29 protein-coding genes and 1 pseudogene are annotated in these 25,413 nt (G+C 39.3%); 21 read left to right on the top strand and 9 right to left on the bottom strand.

The window, feature by feature from the left end; translation table 11 throughout:
* Positions 1–13: 13 nt before the first annotated feature.
* Positions 14–514 (bottom strand): phosphatidylglycerophosphatase A family protein, encoded by a 501-nt coding sequence (locus MKX65_RS20110; protein WP_340905268.1) that lies wholly within the window; start codon positions 512–514, stop codon positions 14–16.
* A gap of 194 nt (positions 515–708) precedes the next feature.
* Between MKX65_RS20110 and yutH the strand changes: the two genes are divergently transcribed.
* The 4 genes from yutH (at position 709) to thrB (ending at position 5,153) form a co-directional block, all read left to right on the top strand.
* On the top strand, positions 709–1,710 hold the full coding sequence (gene yutH / locus MKX65_RS20105) for a spore coat putative kinase YutH (RefSeq protein WP_340905267.1): 1,002 nt from the start codon (positions 709–711) through the stop codon (positions 1,708–1,710).
* Between the two features lie 168 nt (positions 1,711–1,878).
* Positions 1,879–3,171, top strand: coding sequence for a homoserine dehydrogenase (locus MKX65_RS20100; protein WP_160546252.1), 1,293 nt, complete (start codon positions 1,879–1,881; stop codon positions 3,169–3,171).
* A 3-nt stretch (positions 3,172–3,174) separates the two neighbouring features.
* On the top strand, positions 3,175–4,236 hold the full coding sequence (gene thrC, locus MKX65_RS20095; RefSeq protein WP_160546251.1) for a threonine synthase: 1,062 nt from the start codon (positions 3,175–3,177) through the stop codon (positions 4,234–4,236).
* Complete coding sequence (thrB, locus tag MKX65_RS20090) at positions 4,233–5,153, top strand: homoserine kinase (RefSeq protein WP_340905266.1); 921 nt, start codon at positions 4,233–4,235, stop codon at positions 5,151–5,153. The genes thrC and thrB overlap by 4 nt, the downstream gene beginning before the upstream one ends.
* A 43-nt stretch (positions 5,154–5,196) precedes the next feature.
* On the opposite strand, the gene MKX65_RS20085 is transcribed toward thrB, so the two are convergent.
* Positions 5,197–5,433 (bottom strand): NifU family protein, encoded by a 237-nt coding sequence (locus MKX65_RS20085; RefSeq protein WP_119709799.1) that lies wholly within the window; start codon positions 5,431–5,433, stop codon positions 5,197–5,199.
* A 146-nt stretch (positions 5,434–5,579) separates the two neighbouring features.
* On the opposite strand from MKX65_RS20085, the gene MKX65_RS20080 reads away from it, so the two are divergent.
* Positions 5,580–5,897: a YuzD family protein gene (locus MKX65_RS20080; RefSeq protein WP_340905265.1), complete on the top strand. Its 318-nt coding sequence runs from the start codon at positions 5,580–5,582 to the stop codon at positions 5,895–5,897.
* Between the two features lie 16 nt (positions 5,898–5,913).
* Positions 5,914–7,686: pseudogene (gene recQ, locus MKX65_RS20075) on the top strand (DNA helicase RecQ); the annotation flags it as partial.
* Between the two features lie 49 nt (positions 7,687–7,735).
* Here the strand turns inward: recQ and MKX65_RS20070 are convergent.
* Positions 7,736–8,800 carry an FAD-dependent oxidoreductase gene (locus MKX65_RS20070; protein WP_160546248.1) on the bottom strand — a complete coding sequence of 355 codons (1,065 nt, stop codon included), beginning with the start codon at positions 8,798–8,800 and terminating at the stop codon, positions 7,736–7,738.
* A gap of 260 nt (positions 8,801–9,060) precedes the next feature.
* Here MKX65_RS20070 and MKX65_RS20065 point away from each other — a divergent pair, with 260 nt between their 5' ends.
* On the top strand, positions 9,061–9,300 hold the full coding sequence (locus MKX65_RS20065) for a YuzB family protein (RefSeq protein WP_160546247.1): 240 nt from the start codon (positions 9,061–9,063) through the stop codon (positions 9,298–9,300).
* A 230-nt stretch (positions 9,301–9,530) separates the two neighbouring features.
* On the opposite strand, the gene MKX65_RS20060 is transcribed toward MKX65_RS20065, so the two are convergent.
* On the bottom strand, positions 9,531–10,223 hold the full coding sequence (locus MKX65_RS20060; protein WP_160546246.1) for a DUF2225 domain-containing protein: 693 nt from the start codon (positions 10,221–10,223) through the stop codon (positions 9,531–9,533).
* 226 nt (positions 10,224–10,449) lie between these two features.
* Between MKX65_RS20060 and MKX65_RS20055 the strand changes: the two genes are divergently transcribed.
* Positions 10,450–10,812, top strand: a complete 363-nt coding sequence (locus tag MKX65_RS20055) for an iron-sulfur cluster assembly accessory protein (RefSeq protein ID WP_160546245.1) — start codon at positions 10,450–10,452, stop codon at positions 10,810–10,812.
* 153 nt (positions 10,813–10,965) lie between these two features.
* On the opposite strand, the gene MKX65_RS20050 is transcribed toward MKX65_RS20055, so the two are convergent.
* Positions 10,966–11,964: an FAD-dependent oxidoreductase gene (locus tag MKX65_RS20050; RefSeq protein ID WP_160546244.1), complete on the bottom strand. Its 999-nt coding sequence runs from the start codon at positions 11,962–11,964 to the stop codon at positions 10,966–10,968.
* A gap of 375 nt (positions 11,965–12,339) precedes the next feature.
* On the opposite strand from MKX65_RS20050, the gene MKX65_RS20045 reads away from it, so the two are divergent.
* The 5 genes from MKX65_RS20045 (at position 12,340) to MKX65_RS20025 (ending at position 15,712) form a co-directional block, all read left to right on the top strand.
* A complete protein-coding gene (locus MKX65_RS20045) occupies positions 12,340–13,557 on the top strand; it encodes an NAD(P)/FAD-dependent oxidoreductase (RefSeq protein ID WP_160546243.1) in 1,218 nt (405 codons plus the stop codon).
* A gap of 89 nt (positions 13,558–13,646) precedes the next feature.
* Complete coding sequence (locus tag MKX65_RS20040) at positions 13,647–14,138, top strand: NUDIX hydrolase (protein WP_340905264.1); 492 nt, start codon at positions 13,647–13,649, stop codon at positions 14,136–14,138.
* A 152-nt stretch (positions 14,139–14,290) separates the two neighbouring features.
* The gene (locus MKX65_RS20035; RefSeq protein WP_160546242.1) at positions 14,291–14,422 is read left to right on the top strand and encodes a YuiA family protein; all 132 of its coding nucleotides are present in this window, start codon (positions 14,291–14,293) and stop codon (positions 14,420–14,422) included.
* Between the two features lie 124 nt (positions 14,423–14,546).
* On the top strand, positions 14,547–14,870 hold the full coding sequence (locus MKX65_RS20030; protein ID WP_160546241.1) for a YuiB family protein: 324 nt from the start codon (positions 14,547–14,549) through the stop codon (positions 14,868–14,870).
* A 134-nt stretch (positions 14,871–15,004) separates the two neighbouring features.
* Complete coding sequence (locus MKX65_RS20025) at positions 15,005–15,712, top strand: 3D domain-containing protein (protein WP_340905263.1); 708 nt, start codon at positions 15,005–15,007, stop codon at positions 15,710–15,712.
* Between the two features lie 83 nt (positions 15,713–15,795).
* Here MKX65_RS20025 and MKX65_RS20020 read toward each other — a convergent pair whose 3' ends face one another.
* Positions 15,796–16,272, bottom strand: coding sequence for a divergent PAP2 family protein (locus MKX65_RS20020; RefSeq protein ID WP_160546239.1), 477 nt, complete (start codon positions 16,270–16,272; stop codon positions 15,796–15,798).
* A gap of 124 nt (positions 16,273–16,396) precedes the next feature.
* On the opposite strand from MKX65_RS20020, the gene MKX65_RS20015 reads away from it, so the two are divergent.
* The 6 genes from MKX65_RS20015 to MKX65_RS19990 all read left to right on the top strand — a co-directional run bounded on the left by MKX65_RS20015 (position 16,397) and on the right by MKX65_RS19990 (position 22,362).
* Positions 16,397–16,780 (top strand): DUF309 domain-containing protein, encoded by a 384-nt coding sequence (locus tag MKX65_RS20015; RefSeq protein ID WP_340905262.1) that lies wholly within the window; start codon positions 16,397–16,399, stop codon positions 16,778–16,780.
* A gap of 53 nt (positions 16,781–16,833) precedes the next feature.
* The gene (locus tag MKX65_RS20010; RefSeq protein ID WP_340905261.1) at positions 16,834–18,339 is read left to right on the top strand and encodes a leucyl aminopeptidase; all 1,506 of its coding nucleotides are present in this window, start codon (positions 16,834–16,836) and stop codon (positions 18,337–18,339) included.
* Between the two features lie 418 nt (positions 18,340–18,757).
* Complete coding sequence (locus MKX65_RS20005) at positions 18,758–20,071, top strand: Na+/H+ antiporter NhaC family protein (RefSeq protein WP_160546236.1); 1,314 nt, start codon at positions 18,758–18,760, stop codon at positions 20,069–20,071.
* Positions 20,072–20,150: 79 nt separating this feature from the next.
* Positions 20,151–20,744, top strand: coding sequence for a molybdopterin-dependent oxidoreductase (locus MKX65_RS20000; RefSeq protein WP_160546235.1), 594 nt, complete (start codon positions 20,151–20,153; stop codon positions 20,742–20,744).
* A gap of 123 nt (positions 20,745–20,867) precedes the next feature.
* Complete coding sequence (locus tag MKX65_RS19995) at positions 20,868–21,479, top strand: VTT domain-containing protein (protein ID WP_160546234.1); 612 nt, start codon at positions 20,868–20,870, stop codon at positions 21,477–21,479.
* 46 nt (positions 21,480–21,525) lie between these two features.
* Positions 21,526–22,362 (top strand): undecaprenyl-diphosphate phosphatase, encoded by an 837-nt coding sequence (locus tag MKX65_RS19990; protein ID WP_160546322.1) that lies wholly within the window; start codon positions 21,526–21,528, stop codon positions 22,360–22,362.
* A 149-nt stretch (positions 22,363–22,511) separates the two neighbouring features.
* Here the strand turns inward: MKX65_RS19990 and MKX65_RS19985 are convergent, their stop codons facing one another.
* Entirely contained in the window at positions 22,512–23,573 is a 1,062-nt protein-coding gene (locus MKX65_RS19985; protein ID WP_160546233.1) for an alpha/beta fold hydrolase, read from the bottom strand.
* A gap of 1 nt (position 23,574) precedes the next feature.
* Positions 23,575–24,048, bottom strand: a complete 474-nt coding sequence (locus MKX65_RS19980; RefSeq protein WP_160546232.1) for a hypothetical protein — start codon at positions 24,046–24,048, stop codon at positions 23,575–23,577.
* 203 nt (positions 24,049–24,251) lie between these two features.
* Between MKX65_RS19980 and MKX65_RS19975 the strand changes: the two genes are divergently transcribed.
* Positions 24,252–24,443: a hypothetical protein gene (locus tag MKX65_RS19975; RefSeq protein ID WP_119709779.1), complete on the top strand. Its 192-nt coding sequence runs from the start codon at positions 24,252–24,254 to the stop codon at positions 24,441–24,443.
* Positions 24,444–24,608: 165 nt separating this feature from the next.
* A complete protein-coding gene (locus tag MKX65_RS19970) occupies positions 24,609–24,815 on the top strand; it encodes a hypothetical protein (protein WP_160546231.1) in 207 nt (68 codons plus the stop codon).
* Positions 24,816–24,902: 87 nt separating this feature from the next.
* On the opposite strand, the gene MKX65_RS19965 is transcribed toward MKX65_RS19970, so the two are convergent.
* Positions 24,903–25,169, bottom strand: coding sequence for a hypothetical protein (locus MKX65_RS19965; protein WP_160546230.1), 267 nt, complete (start codon positions 25,167–25,169; stop codon positions 24,903–24,905).
* Positions 25,170–25,413: the final 244 nt, after the last annotated feature.

The following is a 25,413-nucleotide window of genomic DNA, read 5'->3' as shown; positions in this document are numbered from 1 at the left end:
TCCCTTCTTTATATTAATCCGTATTCTGGGCTCGGTGTGCCAATCTACTTGAAGCCGCCGCCGCAACTGCACCAACGATGTCATCTAAGAAGGTATGGCATTTTCCTGAAGACTTGTCATTAAGGTCTTTTAGTATCCCAGGTTTTAACTTATCAATGTATCCGTAATTCGTAAAACCGATGGAACCGTACACATTGACGATCGAGAAAGCCAGAACCTCGTCAACTCCATAAAGACCTTCATCCACCTCAATAATGGACTGCAATGGCTCTTCCATCAATTTTTTTTCAGCCATAATGTCTAACTGAATTCCGGTTAAAATGGCATTTTGAACTTCTCTTTTCGAAAGAACTCGTTCTACATTTTCGATGCAGTCTTCCATCTTTAAATCAGGATGATACTTTTCCTGTAGAAAATAGACAAGGTCAGCAATGTCTTGAACTTCCACGCCTCGCTCGTGTAGCCATTTACGTGCTGTTTCTTCTGATAGACTCATCTTCTTCTCTTCAGCCATTCGCTTCACCTTTTCTCTCTCATTTTCACTATATATATAACTATATCATTAAAATTATGCACGGAACCAACTTTGGGTGCACGGTCTACCTTTGAAGCATTTGTCACTTCGTTCGCTCTTATACAACAAAACACAAGTTTTCTTTGATATGAACATATACATAGGTAGTAAATCAAACAAAAGTGGGTGAACGTATGCTTCGAGAAATATTAAATGAACATTTTCAACTCCAAATAGAAGAGCCACTCTCGGTAGGGCGTTATGAGTCCGGAAGAATTAAAAACCAAATGTATATGCTCGTACCTGTAAGTTCCCTGGCAGAGGATGATTTATCTGAGCTCATGCAGCTTTCTACACATGTCATAAATCAAGGGGATCGGAGCACTTGTCAGTTTTTGCAAAAAGAATCAGGAGAATCGGTAATTGAAAGTCAGCAGGGAAAGTATGTGGTCCTAGTTTGTCTGATGTCTACAAATAGAATTCAGCAACATATAGGTCGCAAACTGTCTAAATTTCATTACAGGGGAAGAACAGTAAATTTTCAAACAAACAAAATCAATCGGATCGGGAAATGGAAGCAGTACTGGGAACAACGGTTAGATCAAATGGAACGGGTATGGAATGAAATGCTTTATAAGCAACCAGACCATGAATTTGAACGATTGTTTTTAGAAGCATTTCCTTATTATATGGGCCTTGCGGAAAATGCAATTCAATATTTAGTTGATACAGAGCTTGATGATGATCCACAAGCAGTTGATAGTGGAACGGTCTGTCATGTTCGATTTACAAAACATACATGGGGAAATCAAATCTATATGAAAAATCCATTTGATTGGGTGTTTGACCACTGTAGTCGGGATTTAGCTGAATGGACAAGAGAACGATATTTTGCCAATATTAAGTTATATGAGCCAGAGGTAAGTCAGTTCTTCCAGGATTATCAAACCGTGTTGCCTCTATCCTCTTTCTCATGGAGACTGTTGTACGCTAGATTGCTATTCCCCCTTCATTTTTTTGATAATGTTGAGAATTATTATATCACCAGCTCAGAACAGGAGAAAAATAGGCTTCAGGATCAGTTCGTCAAAAGTCTGGATCAAACAAAGGAGCACGAAGAATTTTTATCGTCCTTTTATCAACTGGCAGAGGTGCCAGTCCGTAGAATGAAGATACCAAAGTTGGATTGGTTATAATATAGAAAAAATATATTTCTCGAAATAATCAAATAATACAAAGGGTAAAGCGTTTGCAAACAAATTATCCCTACAATTACCCCTTGTAATATTGAGCCCCTCCATCTATAATGTCTACTATACACAAACAACTGTTCATTCCAGAAATACACATAGGAGGGGAAAAGGATGAAAGCTATCTCAATTGGATTATTAGGTTTAGGCACGGTCGGTACGGGTGTAGTGAAAATTATTGAAAATCATCAAGACAAACTCATGCACCAAGTTGGCTGTCCTGTTCAAATAAAAAAAGTGTTAGTAAAAGATATCGACAAACAAAGAGATGTAAGTTTAAATAGAGAAATGTTAACAACAAATCCTAATGATATACTACAAGATCCGGAAATCGATGTAGTTATTGAAGTAATGGGTGGGGTAGAAGACACGAGACAACATCTGCTATCAGCTCTAAATAACAAAAAACATGTGGTAACAGCAAACAAGGATTTAATGGCACTCTATGGTTCGGAACTACTCACTGCAGCTTCTGATAATGGCTGCGACTTATTTTATGAAGCAAGTGTTGCAGGTGGAATTCCTATTTTAAGAGGTCTAGTAGATGGTCTAGCTTCTGATCGAATTACGAAAATGATGGGAATTGTAAATGGAACAACCAACTTCATACTAACGAAGATGGCACAGGATGGAAGTGCGTATGAAGAGGTACTAAAAGAAGCGCAAGACCTTGGTTTTGCTGAAAGTGATCCAACGGCTGATGTAGAAGGGCTTGATGCTGCAAGAAAGATGGCCATCCTTTCAACACTAGGTTTTTCAATGAAAATTGATTTAGATGATGTAAAAGTAAAAGGAATTACCGATATTACTGAAGAAGACTTAGAATACGGAAAGCAGCTTGGATATACAATGAAGCTGATTGGTATTGCCGATCTTGACGATGATAAAGTTGAGGTAAGTGTTCAGCCAACGTTCCTAGTAGAGTCGCATCCGTTAGCATCTGTTCATAACGAATATAATGCAGTGTACGTTTACGGGGAAGCAGTAGGAGAAACGATGTTTTACGGACCAGGAGCTGGGAGCCTTCCAACTGCGACAGCTATCGTATCAGATCTAGTTGGAGTGATGAAAAACATGCGTCTTGGTGTAAATGGTACAAGCGCGGTTACTCCACAATACCCAAAAAAGCTGAAAGAAGCTCATGAAATCAGATCCAAGTACTTCTTACGTCTACTAGTGAGAGATGAAGTAGGGGTATTTGCAAACATCACTTCAATTTTCTCAGAGCATCATGTTAGTTTTGAGAAAATTCTTCAGCTTCCAGTGAAGGAAAAAGGTTTAGCTGAAATTGTGTTAGTTACACACCATGCTTCTTTACAGGATTACGAGGATATTTTAGTAAAATTAAGAGACCTAGAAACAACAAAGCAAATCAAGAGCTCGTATCGAGTGGAAGGGAGCAAGTAGAACATGAGGTGGCAAGGGCTAATTCAAGAATATAAAGAGTTTCTTCCTGTAAGTGAGAATACTCCGAAATTAACATTAAACGAAGGAAATACTCCATTAATTTATCTTGAGAATCTTTCAAAAGAGTGGGGAGTAGAACTTTACGTTAAGACAGAGGGAACAAATCCAACTGGTTCTTTTAAAGACCGTGGAATGGTTATGGCAGTTGCTAAGGCGAAGGAAGAAGGCAGCGATACAGTTATCTGTGCATCTACAGGAAATACGTCTGCAGCAGCAGCGGCATACGCAGCAAGAGCGGGAATGCGTTGTATAGTTGTCATTCCTGAAGGTAAGATTGCCATGGGTAAACTTGCGCAAGCGATCATGTACGGAGCAGAGATTATCTCTATCGAAGGGAACTTTGACCAAGCTTTAACAATGGTACGTAAAATCAGTGAAACGGAGCCTGTTGCATTAGTTAACTCGGTGAATCCATACCGACTTGAAGGGCAAAAAACAGCTGCGTTTGAAGTGTGTGACCAGCTAGGTGGAGCTCCAGATATTTTAGCTATTCCTGTTGGAAATGCGGGAAATATCAGTGCGTATTGGAAAGGCTTTAAGGAGTACCATGAGGCAAAGGGAACGGCCCTACCAAAGATGCATGGTTTCGAAGCAGAAGGGGCAGCAGCAATCGTTCATAACCGTGTGTTTGAAAATCCGGAAACCATTGCAACTGCCATTCGTATCGGAAATCCAGCAAGCTGGCATTTAGCTTCTGCTGCTGTCGAGGAATCAGCAGGGAAAATTGATGAAGTGAGCGATGAAGAAATTCTGGCTGCTTATCAAAAGCTTGCATCTACAGAAGGTGTATTTGCAGAGCCTGCATCATGTGCGTCAATTGCTGGTGTGTATAAGCAATTACAAAATGGTACTATCGCTAAGGGCAGTAAAATTGTTGCCATTCTAACTGGAAATGGATTGAAGGATCCTAATACAGCGATCGAATGCAGCCCAATAAAACCTGTTTTATTACCAAATGATGAAGAAGCCGTTGCTAACCATATCCGAGGGGTTGTTCATCAATGAGTGAGGAAGCTGTACTTATCATCGATGTACCAGCAAGTACGGCCAATCTAGGACCTGGTTTTGATTCTGTCGGGTTAGCCTTAAATCTTTATTTATCACTTGAAGTGGAAAAAGCAGACAAATGGCAAGTTGAAATGCTATCAGAAGAGCTTGGGGTATTTCCGAAGGATGAAACAAACTTTGTTGTTTCAACCGCTATTAAAATTGCTGACACATATGGAAAGAGTTTATCTCCATGTTTGATTAAGATGAAAAGTGATATTCCATTAGCGAGAGGTCTTGGTTCAAGTGCTGCAGCGATTGTTGCAGCACTTGAACTTGCTGATCACGTAGCTGAACTAGGCCTTTCAAAAGAGGAAAAAATGAAGCTTGCTTCTGTTATGGAGGGGCATCCAGATAATGCGGGTGCAGCCCTTTACGGAGGTTTGATCGTAGGTACGCAAATCGGGGAAGAGGTTGATTTTTTAACCTATACAGACCTTGCTTTTGATATAGTCATGGTCGTTCCAAAAGAAGAATTGCTAACAAAAGCCTCCCGAGGTGTCTTGCCTTCAGAGCTTTCATATTCTACAGCTGTACGTGCTAGTTCTGTGTCAAACGTGCTAGTGGCGGCCCTTTTACAAGGGAATTTGACTTTAGCTGGTAAAATGATGAGTAAGGATCTGTTTCATCAGCCTTACCGAAAAGCGATCGTACCTGAACTCGAGCAAGTTGAAGACTTAGCCCTTCAATACGGTGCCTTTGGAGTTGCGCTAAGCGGTGCTGGCCCAAGTGTCATCTGTTTTGTAGAAAAAGGGCTTGGACAAGAGGTAATTGGTCGTATGGAGCCGTATTTGCCTCACGTATCGTTTTACTCTTTGCAAATAGACAAAGATGGAAGCCGTGTGCAAAAAAAGGTCAAAAGACTAGAAAAATAAGAAAAGCGATTTCGCAGGAAGTCGCTTTTCTTTAATAATTGAATTAGAAAACTTGTTCTACTTCTACTACACCTGGAACTTCCTCTAATAAAGCACGCTCAATTCCAGCTTTTAAAGTAATTGTTGAGCTTGGGCAGCTACCGCATGCGCCTAACAAACGAAGCTTAACAATGCCATCCTCAACGTCTACTAATTCACAGTCCCCACCATCACGAAGAAGGAATGGACGTAATTTATTTAGTACCTCTTGAACTTGTTCAAACATTTCTTGCTCTGCCATCTAAATCGCTCCCTTCATACCCCTTATTATAATCATTTTAATTAAAAAAATCTATTGGTAATACTCAAATCCAAAAATCGTCAAACTAGTGTGTCTGTTCCTTTTATCATGTAAAATAGACATAGTGAATAGAAGGGGGAAGGAACATGATTGAGCTTGTAGTGTACGGGGCAGAAGTACTTTGCCCAAGCTGTGTGAATTTACCATCATCAAAAGAAACCTACGAATGGTTAGAAGCGGCAATTGGAAGAAAATATCCGAACCAACCATTTCAAATAACATATGTAGATATTTACCAACCACCAAACGATGAAAAAAAGCAAGCCTTTGCTGAACGTGTCATTGAGGAAGATATGTTTTATCCGGTTGTTGTTCTAGAAGATGAAGTGGTAGGGGAAGGAAACCCGAAGCTTAAAACGATCTATGCAGCAATGGAAAGACATGGGTATAAGACAAGTGAATAGAAAGGAGATTTGAGTTTTGATCGATCAAGCAGTACATTTGCTCCAATCTTATTTTGGATATTCTAGCTTTCGAAAGGGCCAAGAACAAATTATTCAAACCGTGCTAAACGGAAATGATGGAATTTGTATTATGCCAACAGGTGGAGGGAAATCACTTTGTTATCAGATACCGGCGCTACTGTTTGAAGGAACAACCATCGTTATTTCTCCATTGATTTCTTTAATGAAGGATCAAGTAGATACGCTTCTTCAGGCAGGAGTATCAGCGACCTATATTAACAGTTCGTTATCGAACAGAGAGATTCAAGAAAGATTGACCGGAGCAAAGGAAGGGAAATATAAACTTTTGTATCTTGCACCAGAACGACTGGAGTCAAGTGAGTTTCGACAAAGTCTTCAAATGATTACCATTCCGTTTATCGCGATTGACGAGGCACACTGTATCTCGCAATGGGGGCACGATTTCCGTCCGAGTTATTTACAAATTCAAAAGTTTATTCGAAGCTTACAAGAAAAACCAGTCGTATTAGCATTAACAGCGACTGCAACTCCACAAGTAAGAGAAGACATCTGCAAAACCTTACAGATTAACGATGCTAACAGTGTGATTACCGGATTTGAACGTGAGAATCTAACCTTTTCGGTTGTCAAAGGCCAAGATCGGAATGCTTATATAAAGAGTTATGTTAAGAAAAATAATAAAGAAAGTGGCATCATCTATGCGGCCACAAGAAAAATGGTCGATCAGTTGTATGAACGATTAAAGAAAGAAAAAATTGCCGTTACACGATACCATGCGGGCATGAGTGACGAGGAACGGAAGTCAGAACAGGAATTATTTTTAAATGACGAAAGTACGGTTATGATTGCTACCTCTGCTTTTGGAATGGGAATCGATAAATCCAATATTCGATATGTGCTGCACTTTCAGCTTCCGAAAAATATGGAAAGCTATTATCAAGAAGCAGGACGTGCGGGTAGAGATGGTCTTAAAAGTGAATGTGTCGTTTTATATTCGCCTCAAGATGTTCAGATTCAGCGCTTTTTAATTGATCAATCTGCTGATCGCAGCCGCATAAGTCAAGAGCTCGAAAAGCTTCAATCAATGATCGACTATTGCCATACAGAATCATGCCTGCACTCACATATATTAGAGTACTTTGGTGAAGAAGAGGCAACCGATTGTGGACGCTGTGGCAACTGTAAAGATACGAGAACGAGCGTGGATGTTACAAAGGAAGCTCAAATGATTTTATCGTGTATCATTCGTATGGGGCAGAAATATGGAAAAAACCTTGTAGCTCAAGTTCTAACCGGTTCAAAAAATAAAAAGGTTTTTGACTTTCGTTTTAATCAGCTCAGCACGTACGGAATATTAAAGACCAAAAGTGCGAAAGAGGTTAGCGAAGAAATTGAGTTCCTCATTACCCGTGAATTGATTGGTGTCGAGCATGGATCTTATCCAACGATATATGTCACACCTGCTGGAAGAGAAGTATTAGTTGGGAATGAGATAGTACTGAGAAAAGAAGCCGTAAAGACGAGTAGTATTACGGAGGTGGACAACCCTCTTTTCGAAGAGCTTCGTGCCAAAAGAAGAAGCCTGGCCGAGAAAGAAAAAGTTCCACCGTTTGTTGTTTTCTCGGATGCTACCTTAAAGGACATGTGTGCAAAAATGCCGCAAACACCGGATGAATTTCTAAACGTTAACGGTGTTGGTCAAAATAAACTGAACAAGTATGGAGAAGAGTTTATAGAGGTAATTCGTAGCTTTTCTAGTAAAGTACCTGTTCAATAATAGAAAGCTCTCCTACTAAGGTAGGAGAGCTACTTTATTATTAGCCATTATGATATTTATACATCCATAGAATACCTGATTTTAATAGTCTTGCCACTCGTCCTGTGATCGGGCGTTCTGCTACTAGCCCAAAGCCATGCTTTTTACCTAGAGAGCCTAGGACTCCCTTTAATTTAATAACTGGCATAGTTTCAGGCAGCGGTTCATTTGCCCATCTTTTTAAAAGAATTTGAACAATCTGTTCCGCTTGTCCTTCAGCTAATTGAGCGCTAGGTGCGTGCGGTAGACTTGCACAGTCACCCACGACATACACATGTTCATCATCAGGTAAATTGTGATGAACCGTTAGGACCACTCGACCTTGATGGTCCTTTTCGACATCAAGGTTTCGTATAATTTCTACGGGCTGTATCCCTGCAGTCCAAACAATCGCATCCGAGTGTAATGGCTCATCGTGATTGTATAGAGTATTTTCTTCTACCTTTGTGATATGTGAATTGTTAACAATTTCTACTCCGTGATTATCAAACCAATTTTCCACATACGTTCCTAAACGAACAGGGAAGGCAGATAAGATATGATTTCCACGGTCGAATAACTTTACCTTTAAATCCGGTCTGCTTTCATTTAATTCACTTGCTAGTTCTACACCGCTCAAACCAGCCCCAACAATGCTGACAACAGAGCCAGGGGCTAGATTATTCAATGCTTGATACGTTGTTCTGGACTTTTCAATCGATTGAATGCTATACGTATAACGGTCTGCACCTGGGACATTGTGGTATTTGTCTTCACAACCTAGTCCAATAATTAAATCATCGTAAGTGACTACATCATTATTAACGAGAACGGTTTTCTCTTGAAGATTAATATCTTTAACCTCTCCGTATTTGATGGTAAGCCTAGGGTGCTCAGGGAAAGCTACCCTTACATGCTGATCGGAAATGGTACCAGCTGCAAGAGCGTAATATTCTGTTTTTAAACAGTGGTAAGGAATTTTATCAACTAGCGTGATGGTCACATCGTCTGGAAGTTGAGAGGGTAATAAGCGTGCGAGTATTCTCATTCCCCCGTAGCCTCCGCCGAGAATAACGAGATTCTTCATAATCAATTTCCCCTTTTTCTCTACTGTTGAGTTGCTATTCTCTCTTATAAAAACGTTTTCAATATGATGACATATTATAATGATAAATCAATAGATAAACATGATATATGTTTCAAAACACCATAAAAAGTATAACGAAATTGTGACAAAATCACAACACATTCAGTACAATTTCTTGACAATGAAAATTTTTGGAAGGAAACTCCCTACTTGAACTTTTTGGTTGGACAAGGTACATTTACTTAGTAGAGGTGGGAGAAATGATAAAACCAATTATAGAGTTTTGTATAAGCAATTTAGCAAGCGGGGCTCAAAAAGCATTTGAACAGCTAGAAAAGGATTATGACTTAGATATCATTGAATATGGGTGCCTTGGCTATTGTGGCAAATGCGCATCAACACTGTATGCACTAGTAAATGGAGAAGTTGTTACTGGGGATACACCTGATGAACTAGTAGAAAATATTTATCAGTATTTAGAAGAAAATCCGATGTTTTAACAGGGCTCTTTTCTAAAACATTGTTGCTATATACACACTTTATAGGAAATAAAGAATATGTTTCAAAAGCCATCAGCATACATCCTTAGAAAAGAGCTGCTCTTCAAATAGATCAATAAACCCAGCGTTATGCGGGGAAAAATCCGGCATTTGGGATTTTTCAAAACAACAAACTTTACGAAAACAGCCTTTACCATACAAAAAAAGGGTCACCATACAGGTAGACCCTTTTATATTTTAGTTTTTTGCTTTTCACGAATTTCCTGCCAACGATCTCTTGCCATTTCAACGATCTTTGCCTCATTAAAGCTTCCTTGTTTTTCGATGACTTTTGAAAAATATTTTACTGATTGGTCAATCTGACCTGTTCGTTTAGAAAGTTCCGCAATCATATAGAGAAGTCGAAGCTCGGTCATTTGTGTTCCTCGATAATCATCGGTAATATACGCTTCCATATACTCGTCCACAGCAAGCTTCATAAATCGTTGTTCCTGCTCGTGATCTAGCAATACTCTGTAAATCCAAGCCAGTCTCAAATACAAACCCGCAATGGATACATGCTTTTCCTTTTTCAATGTGCCACAGTAGGCGGCAAGTTTAATGGTTTTTGCAGCCTCTAGATACGTCCTTACTTCACCAAAACTGCGGGGCAACCACTGTTGGGCTATTTTAGAATCGATGATTTCCTTGCTGCCTGGTGGAAAATAGGGAGCAAAGTCATCTGTAAAAGAAAACCCACATTTCGGACATACTGCAACAAAATAAAGATTAGGATCATTCTCTATATTTTCATATGTAGGGGCAAAGTCAGTGTCATAGGACTTTACTACCACAAAACGGGAGCGAAGTTTCTTAGTCGTAAACTTAGTTTTACACATCATACACTCACATTTTTTATCATAAAGTGGCTGTAGTTCAATCATACTCTCACACCCCTTTTATTTTTCGTGACGGTTTATATAATACTATTGTACCTTATTGTTTGTGATAAAAGAACTATAAAAACATAATATTTAAAAAGAAGTAGGTTTAGTTTCAAGTGAGATGAGGGAACTAAAACAATTCCATTTTTATAAGTCCGTTCAGTTGAGTATAAAGACATTGCTGTATATACTAAAAGTAAGATGTTCGAGGGAGGAATGAATGATCATGAAAGATATTATTATTGTGACAGAATCAGCTGCACTTCAAATAAAAGATATGATGAAAGAAAACGAAGAGGAAAATGCGTACTTACGCGTATCGATTAAAGGTGGCGGCTGCAGTGGCCTATCATATGGTCTTGGATTTGCTCATGAAGTAGAAGAAGGGGACACGGAGCTTGTTCAACATGGAATTACGTTCTTAGTTGATAAGGAAAGTGCTCCTGCGTTAGTAGGAACCGTTATCGACTATAAGCACTCCCTGATGGGTGGCGGCTTCACCATCGAGAACCCTAATGCCATCGCTTCATGTGGATGTGGATCCTCTTTCCGTACAGCAACGAACCAAGGTACACCAGAAGAATGCTAAAAAGTGCAAGGATCACCCTTGCACTTTTTTCTTTTCTCTGTCCAGCTTCAGCAGCTAGGGGCTCGGGTCATAAGCTAAATCGCTCCAGAAGGCAGGCCTTCCTGCACGATTCATCTTATGCCTGTCGCCCCTGACCAAGCTGCTTCCGCTTTTCTATTTAAACATGGAAGAGCTATGAAGCGGCTGTGCCTTTGCCTTTGGATCAATAAATGTTTTGGCGTTGTTCACGGCTGTTGGTGCTTCACCAAAGCCGCAGGCAATCAGCTTTACTTTTCCTTCATACGTACAGATATCGCCCGCTGCATAAATGCCTGGAATATTGGTTTCCATCTTTGAATTCACAACGATGGAGTTTTTTGAAATCTCAAGTCCCCATTCTTTGATAGGGCCAAGGGAGGATACGAATCCGTAGTTACAAATGACAGCATCTACTTTAACGGTCTCTTCTGTTTTATCATTCACATTCTTTAATACGACTTGAGCAATGTCTCCTTTGCTGTTCGAAAGCAGATCAGCTGGGATGTAGGGAGTTTTTATCTCCACCTTGGAACGTTGAAGGTTTTGTACACTGTGCTCGTGAGCCCTGAACTTATCACGACGATGAACAATTGTTACTTTTTCGGCAATTGGTTCGAGCATTAACGCCCAATCAACCGCTGAATCTCCTCCTCCGAATATAACCACCTTTTGACCAGCAAATTGGCGTAGATCATCAATAAAATAGTATAAATTTTTTCCTTCGTATTGGGAGGAGTTTTTTAACTCTAACCGTCGGGGTTGAAAGGCTCCATTGCCGGCGGTGACGATGATTGTTTTTGAAAAATGGACTTCTTTATTGGTGGTTAGTTTAAAGATACCGTTCGTTTGTTTCTCAATTTTTTCAACGGATTGCTCCAAGCAAATGTTTTGGTTAAAGGTAGCCATTTGGTCCTTTAAATTATTGACTAACTGCTGTGCTCGGACCTTTGGAAATCCAGCAACATCATAAATATATTTTTCAGGGTATAAAGCAGACAACTGTCCACCTAACTGGGGCAAGCTTTCAATTAATTTAACAGTAGCGTGCCTCATTCCCCCATAGAAGGCAGTAAATAGTCCAGTAGGTCCTCCGCCAATAATGGTAATGTCGTAAACTGTCTGGTCCTCTTTCATTCTATGTCCTCCTAACTATATGTAGGATTTATCATGTCATACTACCAAAAGTATTAAAAATGGCTAAGAGTTATGACTAAATAATCAATCTCCCACAGGAATAAGTCTCTAATATTAAGAGGATTGTCAGAAAAAATTACTATTTATATGATCGATTTTTGTTAGATTTTCTGCTTGAAAAAGTGACTGAAAAGGAATATGATGATATGTAGACATATTGTTAACTTTTTGTGTCTTTTTTTCAACATTTTCTTGTCTTCTTTCGTGAAAAACATCACAAACTTTTCGTTGTTATTATAAAATAAATTCCTTTATAGAAGCGGAAGATAAAAAAAACACAAAAAACTATATATAAAAAAGGTGGGTTTGAACGTCTTGAGAAAACCAAAAATCGTAGTATTAGGTGCCGGATACGGTGGATTAATGACAGTAACAAGATTACAAAAGCAAGTCGGAGTAAATGAAGCGGATATCGTTCTTATTAATAAAAATGATTACCACTATGAAACAACATGGTTACATGAAGCATCAGCTGGTACACTGCACCATGACCGTGTACGTTACAATGTGACGGATGTTATTGACACGAACAAAGTGGAGTTTATCTTAGGTACGGTTCTTTCTATTAACTCGGAAGAAAAGAAAGTGGTACTTGAAAAAGGTGAGGTAGAGTACGATTACCTTGTTGTGTCACTAGGTGCAGAGCCAGAAACGTTCGGAATTAAAGGGTTGAAAGAGCATGCATTTGCGATTGCTAATATCAATGCTGCACGTCAACTTCGTGAACATATTGAATACCAATTCGCTACGTACAACATGGAAGAAGAAAAGAAAGATGAAAGATTAACCATCGTTGTTGGTGGTGCAGGATTTACAGGAATTGAGTTCTTGGGTGAATTAACAAACCGTGTTCCTGAACTTTGCCGTGAGTACGATATTGATTTCGGTAAAGTAAAGTTAATTTGTGTTGAGGCAGCTCCAATGGTACTTCCTGGATTTGATCCAGAGCTAGTGAGCTACGCAACTGCTCAATTAGAGCGTAAAGGTGTAACATTCATGATCGGTACGGCTATTAAAGAAGCAACTGAAAATGGAATTGTTGTTGGTAAAGGCGAAGACGAAGTAGAAGAAATTAAGGCTGCAACAGTGGTTTGGGCTGCGGGAGTTCGCGGTAGTTCAATCATTGAAAACTCTGGTTTTGAAGCAATGAGAGGTCGTGTAAAGGTTCAACCTGACCTACGTGTTCCAGGACACGACAACGTATTTATTATCGGTGATTGCTCACTAATCATCGATGAGAAGGTAAATCGTCCATATCCTCCAACTGCTCAAATTGCGATGCAACAAGGGGAACTTTGTGCAAGCAATCTTGTCGCTCTTATTCGTGACAAAGGTGAGTTAGGTCACTTTACTTTCGATAATAAAGGAACAGTGTGCTCACTTGGACATGACGATGCAATCGGAGTAGCCTTTGGTAAAAAGATGACTGGTGGAACAGCTTCATTCATGAAGAAGATGGTTGATAACCGTGCATTATATATGATCGGCGGACCTTCACTAGTCCTGAAAAAAGGTAAATTCAACGTTCTATAATAGACGAGAAAGAACAAGCTGCTTAAAACAGCTTGTTCTTTTTTTGTTGTTATCGGTGATATAATTATTGTATAAGTGGGGTGTGGAATGTGAAGAAAACGGAAAGAGGAAAGGTCTGGCTAGCAGTGGCTGGTTTGGTTATAAATGAACATGGTGAATGGCTTGTGGTAAAAAAGAAGTATGGGGGATTGAAGGGGAAGTGGTCCTTACCCGCAGGATTTGTAGATGAAGGGGAAACAGCAGACGAGGCTGTTATTCGGGAGGTAAAAGAGGAAACAGGCTTAACCTGCCGTGTGGACCAGTTGCTTGGAGTACGAACAGGGGTCATCAAGCATGAAATTAGTGACAATATGATTATGTTTCTTTTGCAGCAAACAGTCCTTGAGGAAAGTATTGTCATTCAAGAAAATGAGCTGTATGAGGCTGCTTTTATCCTTCCAGACCAGTTACTCGATGAGAATACAGCTTCCATCATGCTCGCATATATGGTTGAAGCGATGAGATCTCAAGAGAGGATGAATGTAGATAGCATTGATCCAGGACAACAGTTCGGATACACATCATACAAATTGTTTTTGTAATATTAAAATATTTAGAAATAGCATGAAAAACAGAGAAAAGAACACTTGTATGCGTTTCCACCATTTGTTTTTGGTAGATTTTCTTACTTTCCCTTTTTGTTTTTTTATGATATATTATCTGAAAATTCAGTCGTTTGGAAAGGTTGAGGAAAATGAGTGCAGTGAAGGTTGAAACAAAGGAATGTCTTTATTGCTCAGGTAAGGGCTACTTCCAGCTATTACTTGGTGGTTCAGAAACATGCCCAAGCTGTGGGGGAACTGGAAAACAAAAAGAATCAAAATAACCAAACTTCCTCCGTGTATGATGCGGAGTATTTTTTTGTCCATCTTTCCTCCGGTCATTTTATTGACGAAAAACGTTTGGTTTTAGTACACTAAAAGTTGATGTGTGAAGGGGGAAACAACCAAATGCCAATGACGATATTTGTTCTACCAATATCCATGCTTTTGTTCTTTGTTTTATTTTTTGGAATCGGATTCATCTTAAATATGCTACTAAGAATGTCGTGGATTATGGCCATCATTTATCCAATCGTTTCAATCCTCATTGTGGATGTAGTTAGCTTCAGTGAGTATTTTACAAATAGCGCTGCTGCATTTCAAGACTTGGGAAACCGATTTATGAATCTAGCACTTGCAGACATTCTCATTTTAAGCAGTGGAATGGCAGGAGCCATACTTGCAGGAATAACGATAAAAATGTTAAGAAACAGGGGATATCGCATGTTTTAGCCTTCACATTAGTGGAGGTTTTTTTATTTTATATGCCTACTTGTTAAAATATACCAAACTCTACTAATTCACTAAAATATGAATACTTCTCTCGGAAATGGGAAATGACTATTTTTGGGAGGAGTGAACAAAAGATGAAAATAGTGAAATTGTTTATAAGGCGTGTCATGTTGATGGTGTTATTTTTGGGAGCTATAGGTTCAACATTTCAAAGTATCTCAGGTGTAAAAGCTGAATCTCTACTGGCAAATACAAATTATGGTGACGAAGTGGACGATGAGGATTCTGTCATTGATCACACCGTAAAAAAGATCGGATTGGCATTTAAATTTTTAAATAATATAGCTAGTGAAAAAACATTAATCTCATCAAGTGAAGAAGTAATCGGTGCTCCGCCAAAGCTTGAAGAAGCATTTGATTGGGGACAATACCCGAAAGCGACGGTAACAGCTACTGGCTACACTGCAGGTGTTGAATCAACTGGGAAGAATCCTGGGCATCCAGAGTTTGGAATTACATATTCAGGTGTGAAGGTAACAAGAGACTTATTTTCAACAGTAGCTGCGGATTTAAATGTTTTTCCAATCGGAACCATTCTCTTTATTCCTGGTTACGGATACGGAGTTGTAGCCGATAAAGGTGGAGCGATCAAAGGCAATAAAGTAGACCTTTACTATGAAACAGTTGAAGATGTGTACAACAACTGGGGTAAGAAAACAATAGAAGTGTATGTGATTGAAAAAGGCGATGGTAAGCTGACAGAAGAAGACCTTCGTGCCTTAAATGAGGACAAGGCATTACAAGTGTTTCGTCAGCAATATACGAGTTCAGAAAGTAAGTAAGTAAAAAGGCGAGTTTCTCATAGGAGGAACTTGCCTTTTTAGTTTTCCAATCAATCTTAAAAAGTTAAGTGGAAATATTTTGTTTATGAAGTGATGAACCGAAGGAAGAACGCAACGAGCACACCGGTGATTCCTCCAAAGAATACTTCAATTGGTTTGTGCCCAAGAAGCTCCTTTAACTCTTTTCGTTTCTCTTGTTCAGGTTTATTTGGCCACCCTTTTGCTTCATCTAAAAATTTGTGAAAATCATGTACAAGCTGATTTAGTACAATAGCCTGTTCTCCCGCTTGCCTGCGCACACCTGTCGCATCAAACATGGTTATGATTGCAAACACAGCTGATACAGCGAATATAGGGGAGTCAATTCCAGTTTCGAAAGCGACACCGGTAGACAATGCGGTTACAGCAGCAGAATGGGAGCTGGGCATTCCTCCTGTACTTGTAAGCAGGGACCAATCAATCTTCCGTGTAGCGAGATACTGAATAGGAACCTTCACAAATTGAGCAAAAAAGATGGCAATCAAGGAAGCGATAAATGGGAAGTTAAATAAAAAGTCCATATAGTATATACCTCTTTTCTCCATCATGAATCCATACCACAAAAATTTCTAGTTTATCACATGATTTTCCCACTTTCCTTTGCTAAGATAGTGGTAAATGAAGCACCGTTTAGGGGGGAAGTCATTGTCACACTATCCAGCTGAATATTATGAGTTTTTTATTTCTTTTAATGAAGGTGATTATTATACATGTCACGATTTACTGGAAGAAATGTGGATGACTGATAAAGGAAATTATTTTTTAAAAGGCTTATTACAAATGAGTGTAGCGATTTATCATTATGAATACGGTAATGTTGTTGGTGCAAGATTGATGATGAAGGTGGCTTATGAGTATTTAGACTCGTATCGTCCCAAACACTGGGGTTTAGACGTGGAAAAGCTCCATGCATTTATTTACCAGTGTCTTACTATTATACCACAACATATCGATCGAATTCCGTTTGAAAAAGTAGGGACACTCCCACGCCTACCCCAGTACTATTTATTTTTAGAAGAAGATAATTAGATATTCGAAATATTTTTTTATATAATAGTTTTATAAATGTTGGAGGTGACGGTATGTTTTCCGTACATAATAAAATTGATTTATCCGCGAAGTTGGACGCACTAGTCGTAGGCTTATTTGATAAGCCAGTAAAGTTTGACGGTGAATTAAAAGAGCTAGATAATCAATTCGAATGCTATTTAACTGAATTAGTAAAAAGCGGTGATTTATCCGCGAAAAAGAAGAGCATAACGAAAATACATACATTTGGAAAAATTGGTGCAAGAAATTTATATATCGTTGGTCTTGGAAAAGAGAATCATGCTACTTTTGCTACTATACGTGAAGCATTTGGAGCAGCGTGTAAACAAATTCAATCTGCAAAGCTTGTTGAGATAGCTGTTCACTTAGATTCTTTCATTGGGAAAGAACTAGACGCGTTGGATGTGGCTCATGCAGCCGGAGAAGCACTTGCTTTAGCTACGTATGAGTTTAAAGGCTATAAGCAAAAATCGAATGAGCCGGAAAAAAGGATTGAACATGTCCATGTGTACAGTGAGCAGTTAGAAAAAGAAGACAATCAGGCAGCGTTAACCGTAGGATATGTATACGGAAAAGGAACAAATTCTGCTCGTACACTAGTAAACTTACCTGGAAATATGCTGACGGCTACCGATATGGCTAAATACGCAATGGAGTTAGGTGAAAAATACGAATTTGAAATAGAAATTCTTGAAAAGGAAGATATGCTAAAGCTTGGTATGGGTGCGATGTTAGCCGTTAACCAAGGTTCAATCGAGCCGCCAAAAATGATTGTTCTGAAGTATCAGGGGAAAGAGGAATGGACAGATGTAATCGGTTTAGTTGGAAAGGGGATTACCTTTGATACGGGCGGATACTCGATCAAGCCAAAGGATGGCATTGTTGGGATGAAAACCGATATGGGTGGTGCCGCGGCGGTCCTTGGAGCAATGGAAATCATCGGTGAATTACGTCCTGAGCAAAATGTCGTTGCTGTCATTCCTTCGACAGATAACATGATTAGTGGTACTGCCTTTAAGCCAGACGATGTGATTACGTCTATGAGTGGAAAAACGATTGAAGTATTAAATACGGATGCTGAAGGCAGATTAGTATTGGCAGATGCTGTCACCTATGCCAAGTTCCATGGAGCACAGTATTTGGTTGACGTAGCAACTCTTACTGGTGGAGTGATCATCGCGCTTGGTACAGATACAACTGGTGCAATAACAAATCATGAAGGATTATTTGAGCAAGTACTTGAAGCCTCTTCCGAAGCGGGTGAACCTATGTGGCGACTTCCTCTTTTTGAAAAGGATAAAGAACGAGTAAGAAATAGTAAAATTGCTGATCTGAACAATTCACCTGGCCGAGAAGGTCATGCGATCATGGGCGGAGCCTTTGTCGGTGAGTTTGCCGAAAATACTCCATGGGTACATTTAGATATTGCAGGAACAGCTACCACTTCTAAAGCATCCGACTTAGGCCCAGACGGAGCAACCGGTGTCATGACAAGAACACTCGCCCTTTTTGTCGAGCGATTTGAAGCAATTAAATAGTGGGTAGCAGTCCAATTCACAACTGAATTGGACTGCATTTTTTTGTTGAAAATCAAGGCTTTATAGGCGGAGAAATTCCGGTTAATGTGCATAGTAGGGGCTCAAGAAGCAGATATAAGCGGAAATTTTCCGATTAACTTCTTTATTTATACCTAAATCTAAAGAATTGGTTCATATAAGCGGAAAAACTCCGCTTGTTTTCCGGGAAATGTCGGTATTTCCCGGAATAAACGGAATTTCTCCTTTTATTTTTCAAACTTAGTGAAACAAGGTTAGTTCTAATTCAAGTAAACGTCCATAGAGTTTTTTATTTCCTTGACAGGCTATAAAATTCTATGCTATTTTAATTCTTGTGTTTTATCACTCTACCAATTTACCAAACTAAAGTATTGAATATAGAAAGGAGCACATAAACAACATGAATGCAGTCATCCTTGCCGTGCTTGTTATGCTACTATTAAGCTTATTTCGCGTAAATGTCGTGTTATCCCTCATTATCGGAGCGATTGTCGGTGGACTAACCGGAGGATTATCGATCGAAGAAACAATTGAAATTTTCTCTGGAGGATTAGGAGGAAGTGCGGAGGTTGCCTTAAGTTACGCTTTATTAGGTGGCTTTGCGATTGCCATCTCAAAGACTGGTCTACCGAATGTATTGGTCGATGCCGTCTTAAAAATGGTTCAAAAGAATGGGGATTCCAAAGCTAAGATTTATTCAAAAGCGTTGATCGTATTTGCTATTTTATTAATGGCCTGCTTCTCGCAAAATCTAATTCCCATCCATATTGCGTTTATTCCCATTCTAATTCCACCTCTATTAAACGTGATGAATGAGTTGAAAATAGATAGAAGATTAATAGCGTCTGTATTAACATTTGGGTTAACAGCCCCTTATATCCTTTTACCAGCAGGTTTTGGTAAAATTTTTCACGATATACTAGCTACTAATATGTCTGATAGTGGATTAACCATTGACCCTACTGATATTCCGACAGCCATGCTCATTCCGACAGCGGGTCTTTTAGTAGGATTATTAATTGCTATTTTCTTTTCTTACCGTAAAGGAAGAAACTATGAAACACATGATTTAATTAAAGTTGAAAAGCAGGAACAAAGTAAGTTTGCCATTATTTTTGCCGTTCTAGCTATCATTGGTGCATTGATCGTGCAAATTCTCCTCGATTCTATGATTATTGGTGCTCTTACAGGAATCATCATTATCTACTTGAGCGGTTCCGTGAAATGGCGTGAGGCGGACGAGCTTTTAACAGATGGAATGAAAATGATGGCCTTTATCGGATTTGTGATGTTATCGGCCTTTGGATTTGCCGAAGTATTAAAAGCCACGGGAGCTGTGGATGAACTTGTTCAACAGTCTGCGAATGTGATTGGTGGAAACCAGGGGCTGGCTGCTTTATTGATGCTAGTAGTAGGTTTGCTAGTTACTATGGGAATTGGTTCTTCATTTTCTACCATCCCTATCATTGCTACCATTTTCGTGCCACTTTGTATGGAACTAGGCTTTAGTCCGATGGCTACGATCGCATTAGTAGGGACAGCCGCAGCGCTAGGGGATGCTGGCTCTCCAGCTTCTGATAGTACACTCGGTCCTACAGCAGGATTGAATGCAGATGGTCAGCATAATCATATTTGGGATACATGTGTGCCAACCTTTGTTCATTACAATATCCCACTTGTCATTTTCGGTTGGATTGCCGCTATGGTATTATAATAGATGAAAGTGCAGCTTTCTTTATGAAGGCTGCATTTTTTGATAGGCTCTTACATATTAACAATAGGGGAGTGCTTGTATGTATTTTGGAAAAATAAGCAAGAAGACGAATGATCGTGTTCCTCCTAATCAAAATGTAACCACCACTTTTCCTGTGTTGCATCACGGGAATGTTCCATATTATAAAAACTTAAATGAATGGACTCTCCGTCTTTTTGGTGAAGTAAAAAACGAAGCAATTTTCACTTTTTCTGAACTCATGACCCTGCCACAAACCGAATATCAAAACGATATTCACTGTGTGACAGGGTGGTCGAAGCTTGATACTACTTGGAGTGGAATAAGTACGCGTGCTGTGCTGAATACCGTCGAATTGTTAGAGGGTGTGGAACATGTCATTTTTCATGCGGAAGAAGGCTGGTCAGCTAATATTCCTTTTGAAGACTTTGCAAAAGAGACAAGTCTGCTCGCACACAGCTTTAATGGAGTGCCTCTGACAGCTGAGCATGGATATCCGCTTCGCGCGGTGATCCCACATTTGTATTTTTGGAAAAGTGCCAAATGGCTTCGGGCCATCGAGTTTTCCAAAAATGATAAACCGGGTTTTTGGGAGAAAAATGGCTATCACAACTATGGGAACCCATGGAAGGAAGAACGTTTTACTTGGGATTAGAAGAGGGAAATTCAACCATATTTTAAAAAGAAGGTAGACAGGGCATTGCACAAATGATTACAATTATGAAGTTGAAGACAGAACTGATTGATTTGAAAAGGGCTGTTTGGCAAGGAGGATATTATGGAAGAATGGATTTTTAATATTATTGAGAACTATGGGTATCTTGGTGTATTTTTAATTATTGTCATAGAAAATGTGTTCCCACCCATTCCATCTGAACTTGTTTTACCGTTTAGCGGATTTATGACAACCAAAACTGAATTGTCGGTAGCGATGATGATTGTTGCGTCAACGGCCGGATCAGTGGTTGGTGGAACGATTTTATACTATATTGGTACGATTTTGGATGTTGAACGTTTGGAAAAAATTGTGGATCGTTGGGGTAAATATCTTCAACTAAAAAGAGCAGATGTATACAAAGCGGATGCGTGGTTTGACCGTTACGGAATTTGGACAGTATTCTTCTGCCGAATGGTTCCGTTATTAAGAAGTCTTATTTCTGTTCCTGCCGGGATGTCTAATATGAAAATGCCATTGTTCCTACTGTTCACACTGTTAGGAACAGCGATTTGGAACACACTTCTAATTGTTATTGGTGCAAAGCTCGGAGAAAATTGGACGCAGATTTTAAGTTACACTGAAGTGTACTCCGATATTATATATGCAGTAGGTGCGATTGCGATTTTAGCGGTACTTATCTTTTTCGGAAGAAGAATTTTTTATAAAAAGTAAGAGTTTATACATGGAACACATTAATAGAAACAGAGGTATGTAATTGATGAATGTATGGGATATATTTGTTGCGATTATTTTAGGCCTTGTAGAAGGGTTAACGGAATTTGCTCCAGTTTCCTCAACCGGTCATATGATTATTGTGGATGATATGCTTTTTAAATCAAAAGAATTGTTTGGTAGTGAAGTGGCAAACACGTTCAAGGTTGTTATTCAGCTTGGTTCCATTTTGGCAGTTGTCATTGTGTTCAAAGACCGTTTTATTCAGTTATTGGGGCTTTCATCAAGAAAAGCTAAACAAGAGTATGGTGGGAAAAAGCTAAGACTTTCTCAAGTTATCGTCGGTCTTCTTCCAGCAGGTATTCTAGGTGTGTTATTTGATGACTATATTGATGAGCATCTTTTTACAACCGAAACGGTATTAATCGGACTTGTTGCTGGTGCGGTTCTCATGATTATTGCCGATCTAATGCCAAAGGATAAAAAGCCAAAGGTGGAAACGGTCGATCAGATTACGTACAAGCAAGCCATTATTATTGGTTTATTCCAATGTATCGCACTATGGCCAGGATTTTCTCGCTCAGGCTCGACGATGTCTGGTGGAGTCATTTTAGGATTAAGTCACCGTGCAGCAGCTGATTTTACATTCATTATGGCTGTTCCGATCATGGCTGGTGCAAGTATGATTTCTCTATTAAATAGCTGGGAATACTTCACTATGGATGCACTGCCATTCTTTATTGCAGGCTTTATTAGTGCGTTTGTGTTTGCGCTTATCAGCATTCGTTTTTTCCTGGCGTTAATCAATAAAGTTCAATTAATTCCATTTGCCATTTATCGAATTGTTTTGGCAACGATTATTTTTGTTGTATTTATTCTATAAAAGTGAAAGGCCTCCATTTGGGGGCCTTTTCCTATTAGTCGAAAAAGTCGAAATAAAATACATCGTATCCTCTTTCAAAAAACAATTGGAATACAATATAAGCAAATCCTAAATATTCATAAACTCCTTCATACATTCCAATTTCCAATTTAAATTAACTCCTCGCTTTCTATGTGTACTGGATGAGAACGGCTAGATAGCCAATGAAAAAGATTGGTGGGTAAACCTGCTCCGGATGCTATACCGGTATGTCCATTTGGCAATTGAATGAGCTCCTTATCTTTGCTGCCTGATAATGTGATCATAGGCAAAGCTTGCTCTAGTGGTACAAGTTCATCATTTGTTGATGCAATGACTAAAAGGTTAGCAGATATTTGTTGCAATCGAGCTGGTTCTCCTCCAATTTTAAACTTTCCTGTCATTAACTTATTGTGAATGATTAAGTCATTCACGATTTGCTTAAGAGCGGCACCTGGAAAGGCGATATGCTCCTTTGTCCATTTATTGAATAGTGACCATTTATGTGCATATTCCTGGTTATGACCTTTTTCTAATAACGATAAATACGGAGAAATATAAACAGGGGAAGTGATCAGGCGAACTCCGTAATTGATAAAGGCTGCTGGAATTATTCCTAGCGCATCAGTAAGAGGTGATAGGTCGATTCTTTCATCCTTGATCGCTTGGTGCAGCAGATCAAACTTTGGAAAATACGAAAAGTCGACAGGAGTAACAAAGAGAATAAGATTCTCGATTGGTTCCTTGGCCATAGCTGCGTAAATAGCAGCGAGTGTTCCTCCAAGGCAAAATCCCATGACACTAATGCTATTGCTATTAGAGTGTTTCAATGCGTGTCTTGCACCTGGTTGAATATACTTGAGAACATAATCATCAATGGTCATGTCGCGATCCTCGTATCTTGGAATACCGAAGTCGATTAAATACACCTCATAGCCAGCCTTTGTAAGAGCACCGATTAAACTTGTATTTGGCATTAAATCTAATATCGTGGGCTGATTCACTAAGGAGTAGACTAAATATAGAGGTGTATGATATTTTTTTACTGGGGCAGGGTAGTACCATAATGTGGCTTTGTTTCTTTTCCAGAGTGCTTGTCTATGTGTGGATGCTGTGATGGAAGCTCCGTCGGTAAACGCACGGAACAGTGAACTCCATCGAGTTTTCTCTAGGGAAAATCGTTCTGCTTCCATATTACTCACCAAGCTTTGACTGATTTAATAAAGCATCTGAGAGCCTAGCAAGGTTTTCTTGAACAAGCTTTGCTCGTTCTTTGCGGTCAAGAGGTCTTCTGCTTGCTTTTTGTAAGGGCGCTTTTTTAGAAGATGAAGGGGTTGTGCCTATTGCAGCTTCTAAACGCTGTAGAGTTGTTTCTATTTGTGTTAATCTTTGCTGAATATCCTCGAGCCGATCTTCGTTTTGAATCGTCAGTTTTGCCACACTTGCCACATCTCTTTTGGTAGGAATGTTCAATGGAACCGAGGCCGTTTCCACAGCGTCTTGAATTTCTTTAATCAGTTTCCCATACCATTGAGTTCTTCTGCCTAGTAGTCCGACGATGTCCTCTTTATTTACTCGGTTTTTTATCCATTCGTTTACTAAAGTCTCCGCTTTTGATCCAGTCAATTTAATTTGGCTATATAAATCATCAAGCTGTTCGCTGCGCAATGATCTCAGCTCCCTTTTTTAAAAGTACAAAAAATATCACTATATATTATAGACAGGCATTAAGGGAAGGTGCCAAAAAATAGATATTTGCCTTTGCCTTATTTTTCAACGGTCAAGAAAATGTCAATACTTTGAGGGTTGGAAAAGCATATTCTACTGCAAACGGTAAATAATATCTCCGTACCATATTTAAGGAGGTTTTTTTGCAGAAAAATGCTAGAGGATATGTTCAAGATTCAGTAAGTGCTTTATCAGAAGCAAAGGATTGCTTACAAAATGCATTAAATACAGTGGAAAAAGGATCGAACCGTGACCGCATCGAGCAAACTTTGCAACAAGTAAACTCAGCCCTACAATCATGTGACCAAACAGCTGGAGTATTAGGTCAGGAGTAAAAGGGTACAGGCGTGAATTCTTATGGAATTCACGTTTTTTTTGTATAAAGTAGCTTATGTTTTTAGGATATATTTCCATATGATGGACATTTGCCTATCCCAACTAGGTGTTTGTTGCATATGAAGTAGTGTAGGGAAGTACAGACACGAAAAGGAGGTATACGAATGCAACATCATTACGTTGGACCGTATCATCGTGGAGATAATAGATTCTTCTTTGGCGCACCGTTTGCGGCTAGTTTATTAGGTGGTTTTGCTGGGGGGTTGCTAGGTACCGCGTTTTTTCGGCCAAGGCCATTCTACCCATATCCATGCCCATACTATCCACCAGTATATGGCTATGGATACGGATACGGATACCCATACTACTAAAAATAAATTATGTTAGAAAACTAAAATCACGACGAAAAGGTTGAAATCACAATGAATGATTTCAACCTTTTTATGGTGCAAACACCCTTACATCCACCTGACTGTAAGAGTCAAGTTGCAACAATTCATTGTATCTATATCTCTGCTGAAGACTAGTTTTAACCCATCAGGTGTATAGCTCACAACGGGGATGTTCTGAATTCCCGTATGCTTGATTTGATCCTCGACAAGCTTCTGCTTTGATTCTTGTGCGTTACTCATAAGCTGTTTGGCAAACTCCTTTGAATCGGCCATTCTTTCAAGAAGCATACTTGCATCTTTCATCAGTGATTGCATATATTTAGCTGAAGTCATAAATACCTGTGGATTTACCTCTTGAAAAGGCCTGAGGTAATAAGGTTGGTAATAGAAAGGTGACTGACGTGTACCTACGGAGTAATAGAGCGAATAGTGTGGATAGGCTTGAAAGGGTAAGGCATAGTATGGAAAGCTTCTAGGATCGTAGCAGTACAACCATTTCACATCCTTTATAAGAAAATAGGGTAGATTTCCAACATAATATATGCGTCCGAAAGAATGTCTAATGATAACATTACAA

Origin of the sequence: Robertmurraya sp. FSL R5-0851, assembly GCF_038002965.1 — a bacterium.
Lineage (GTDB): Bacteria > Bacillota > Bacilli > Bacillales > Cytobacillaceae > Robertmurraya_A > Robertmurraya_A beringensis.
Note: the sequence above shows the minus strand (reverse complement) of the source record. Positions and strands in the feature narration are given on the sequence as shown.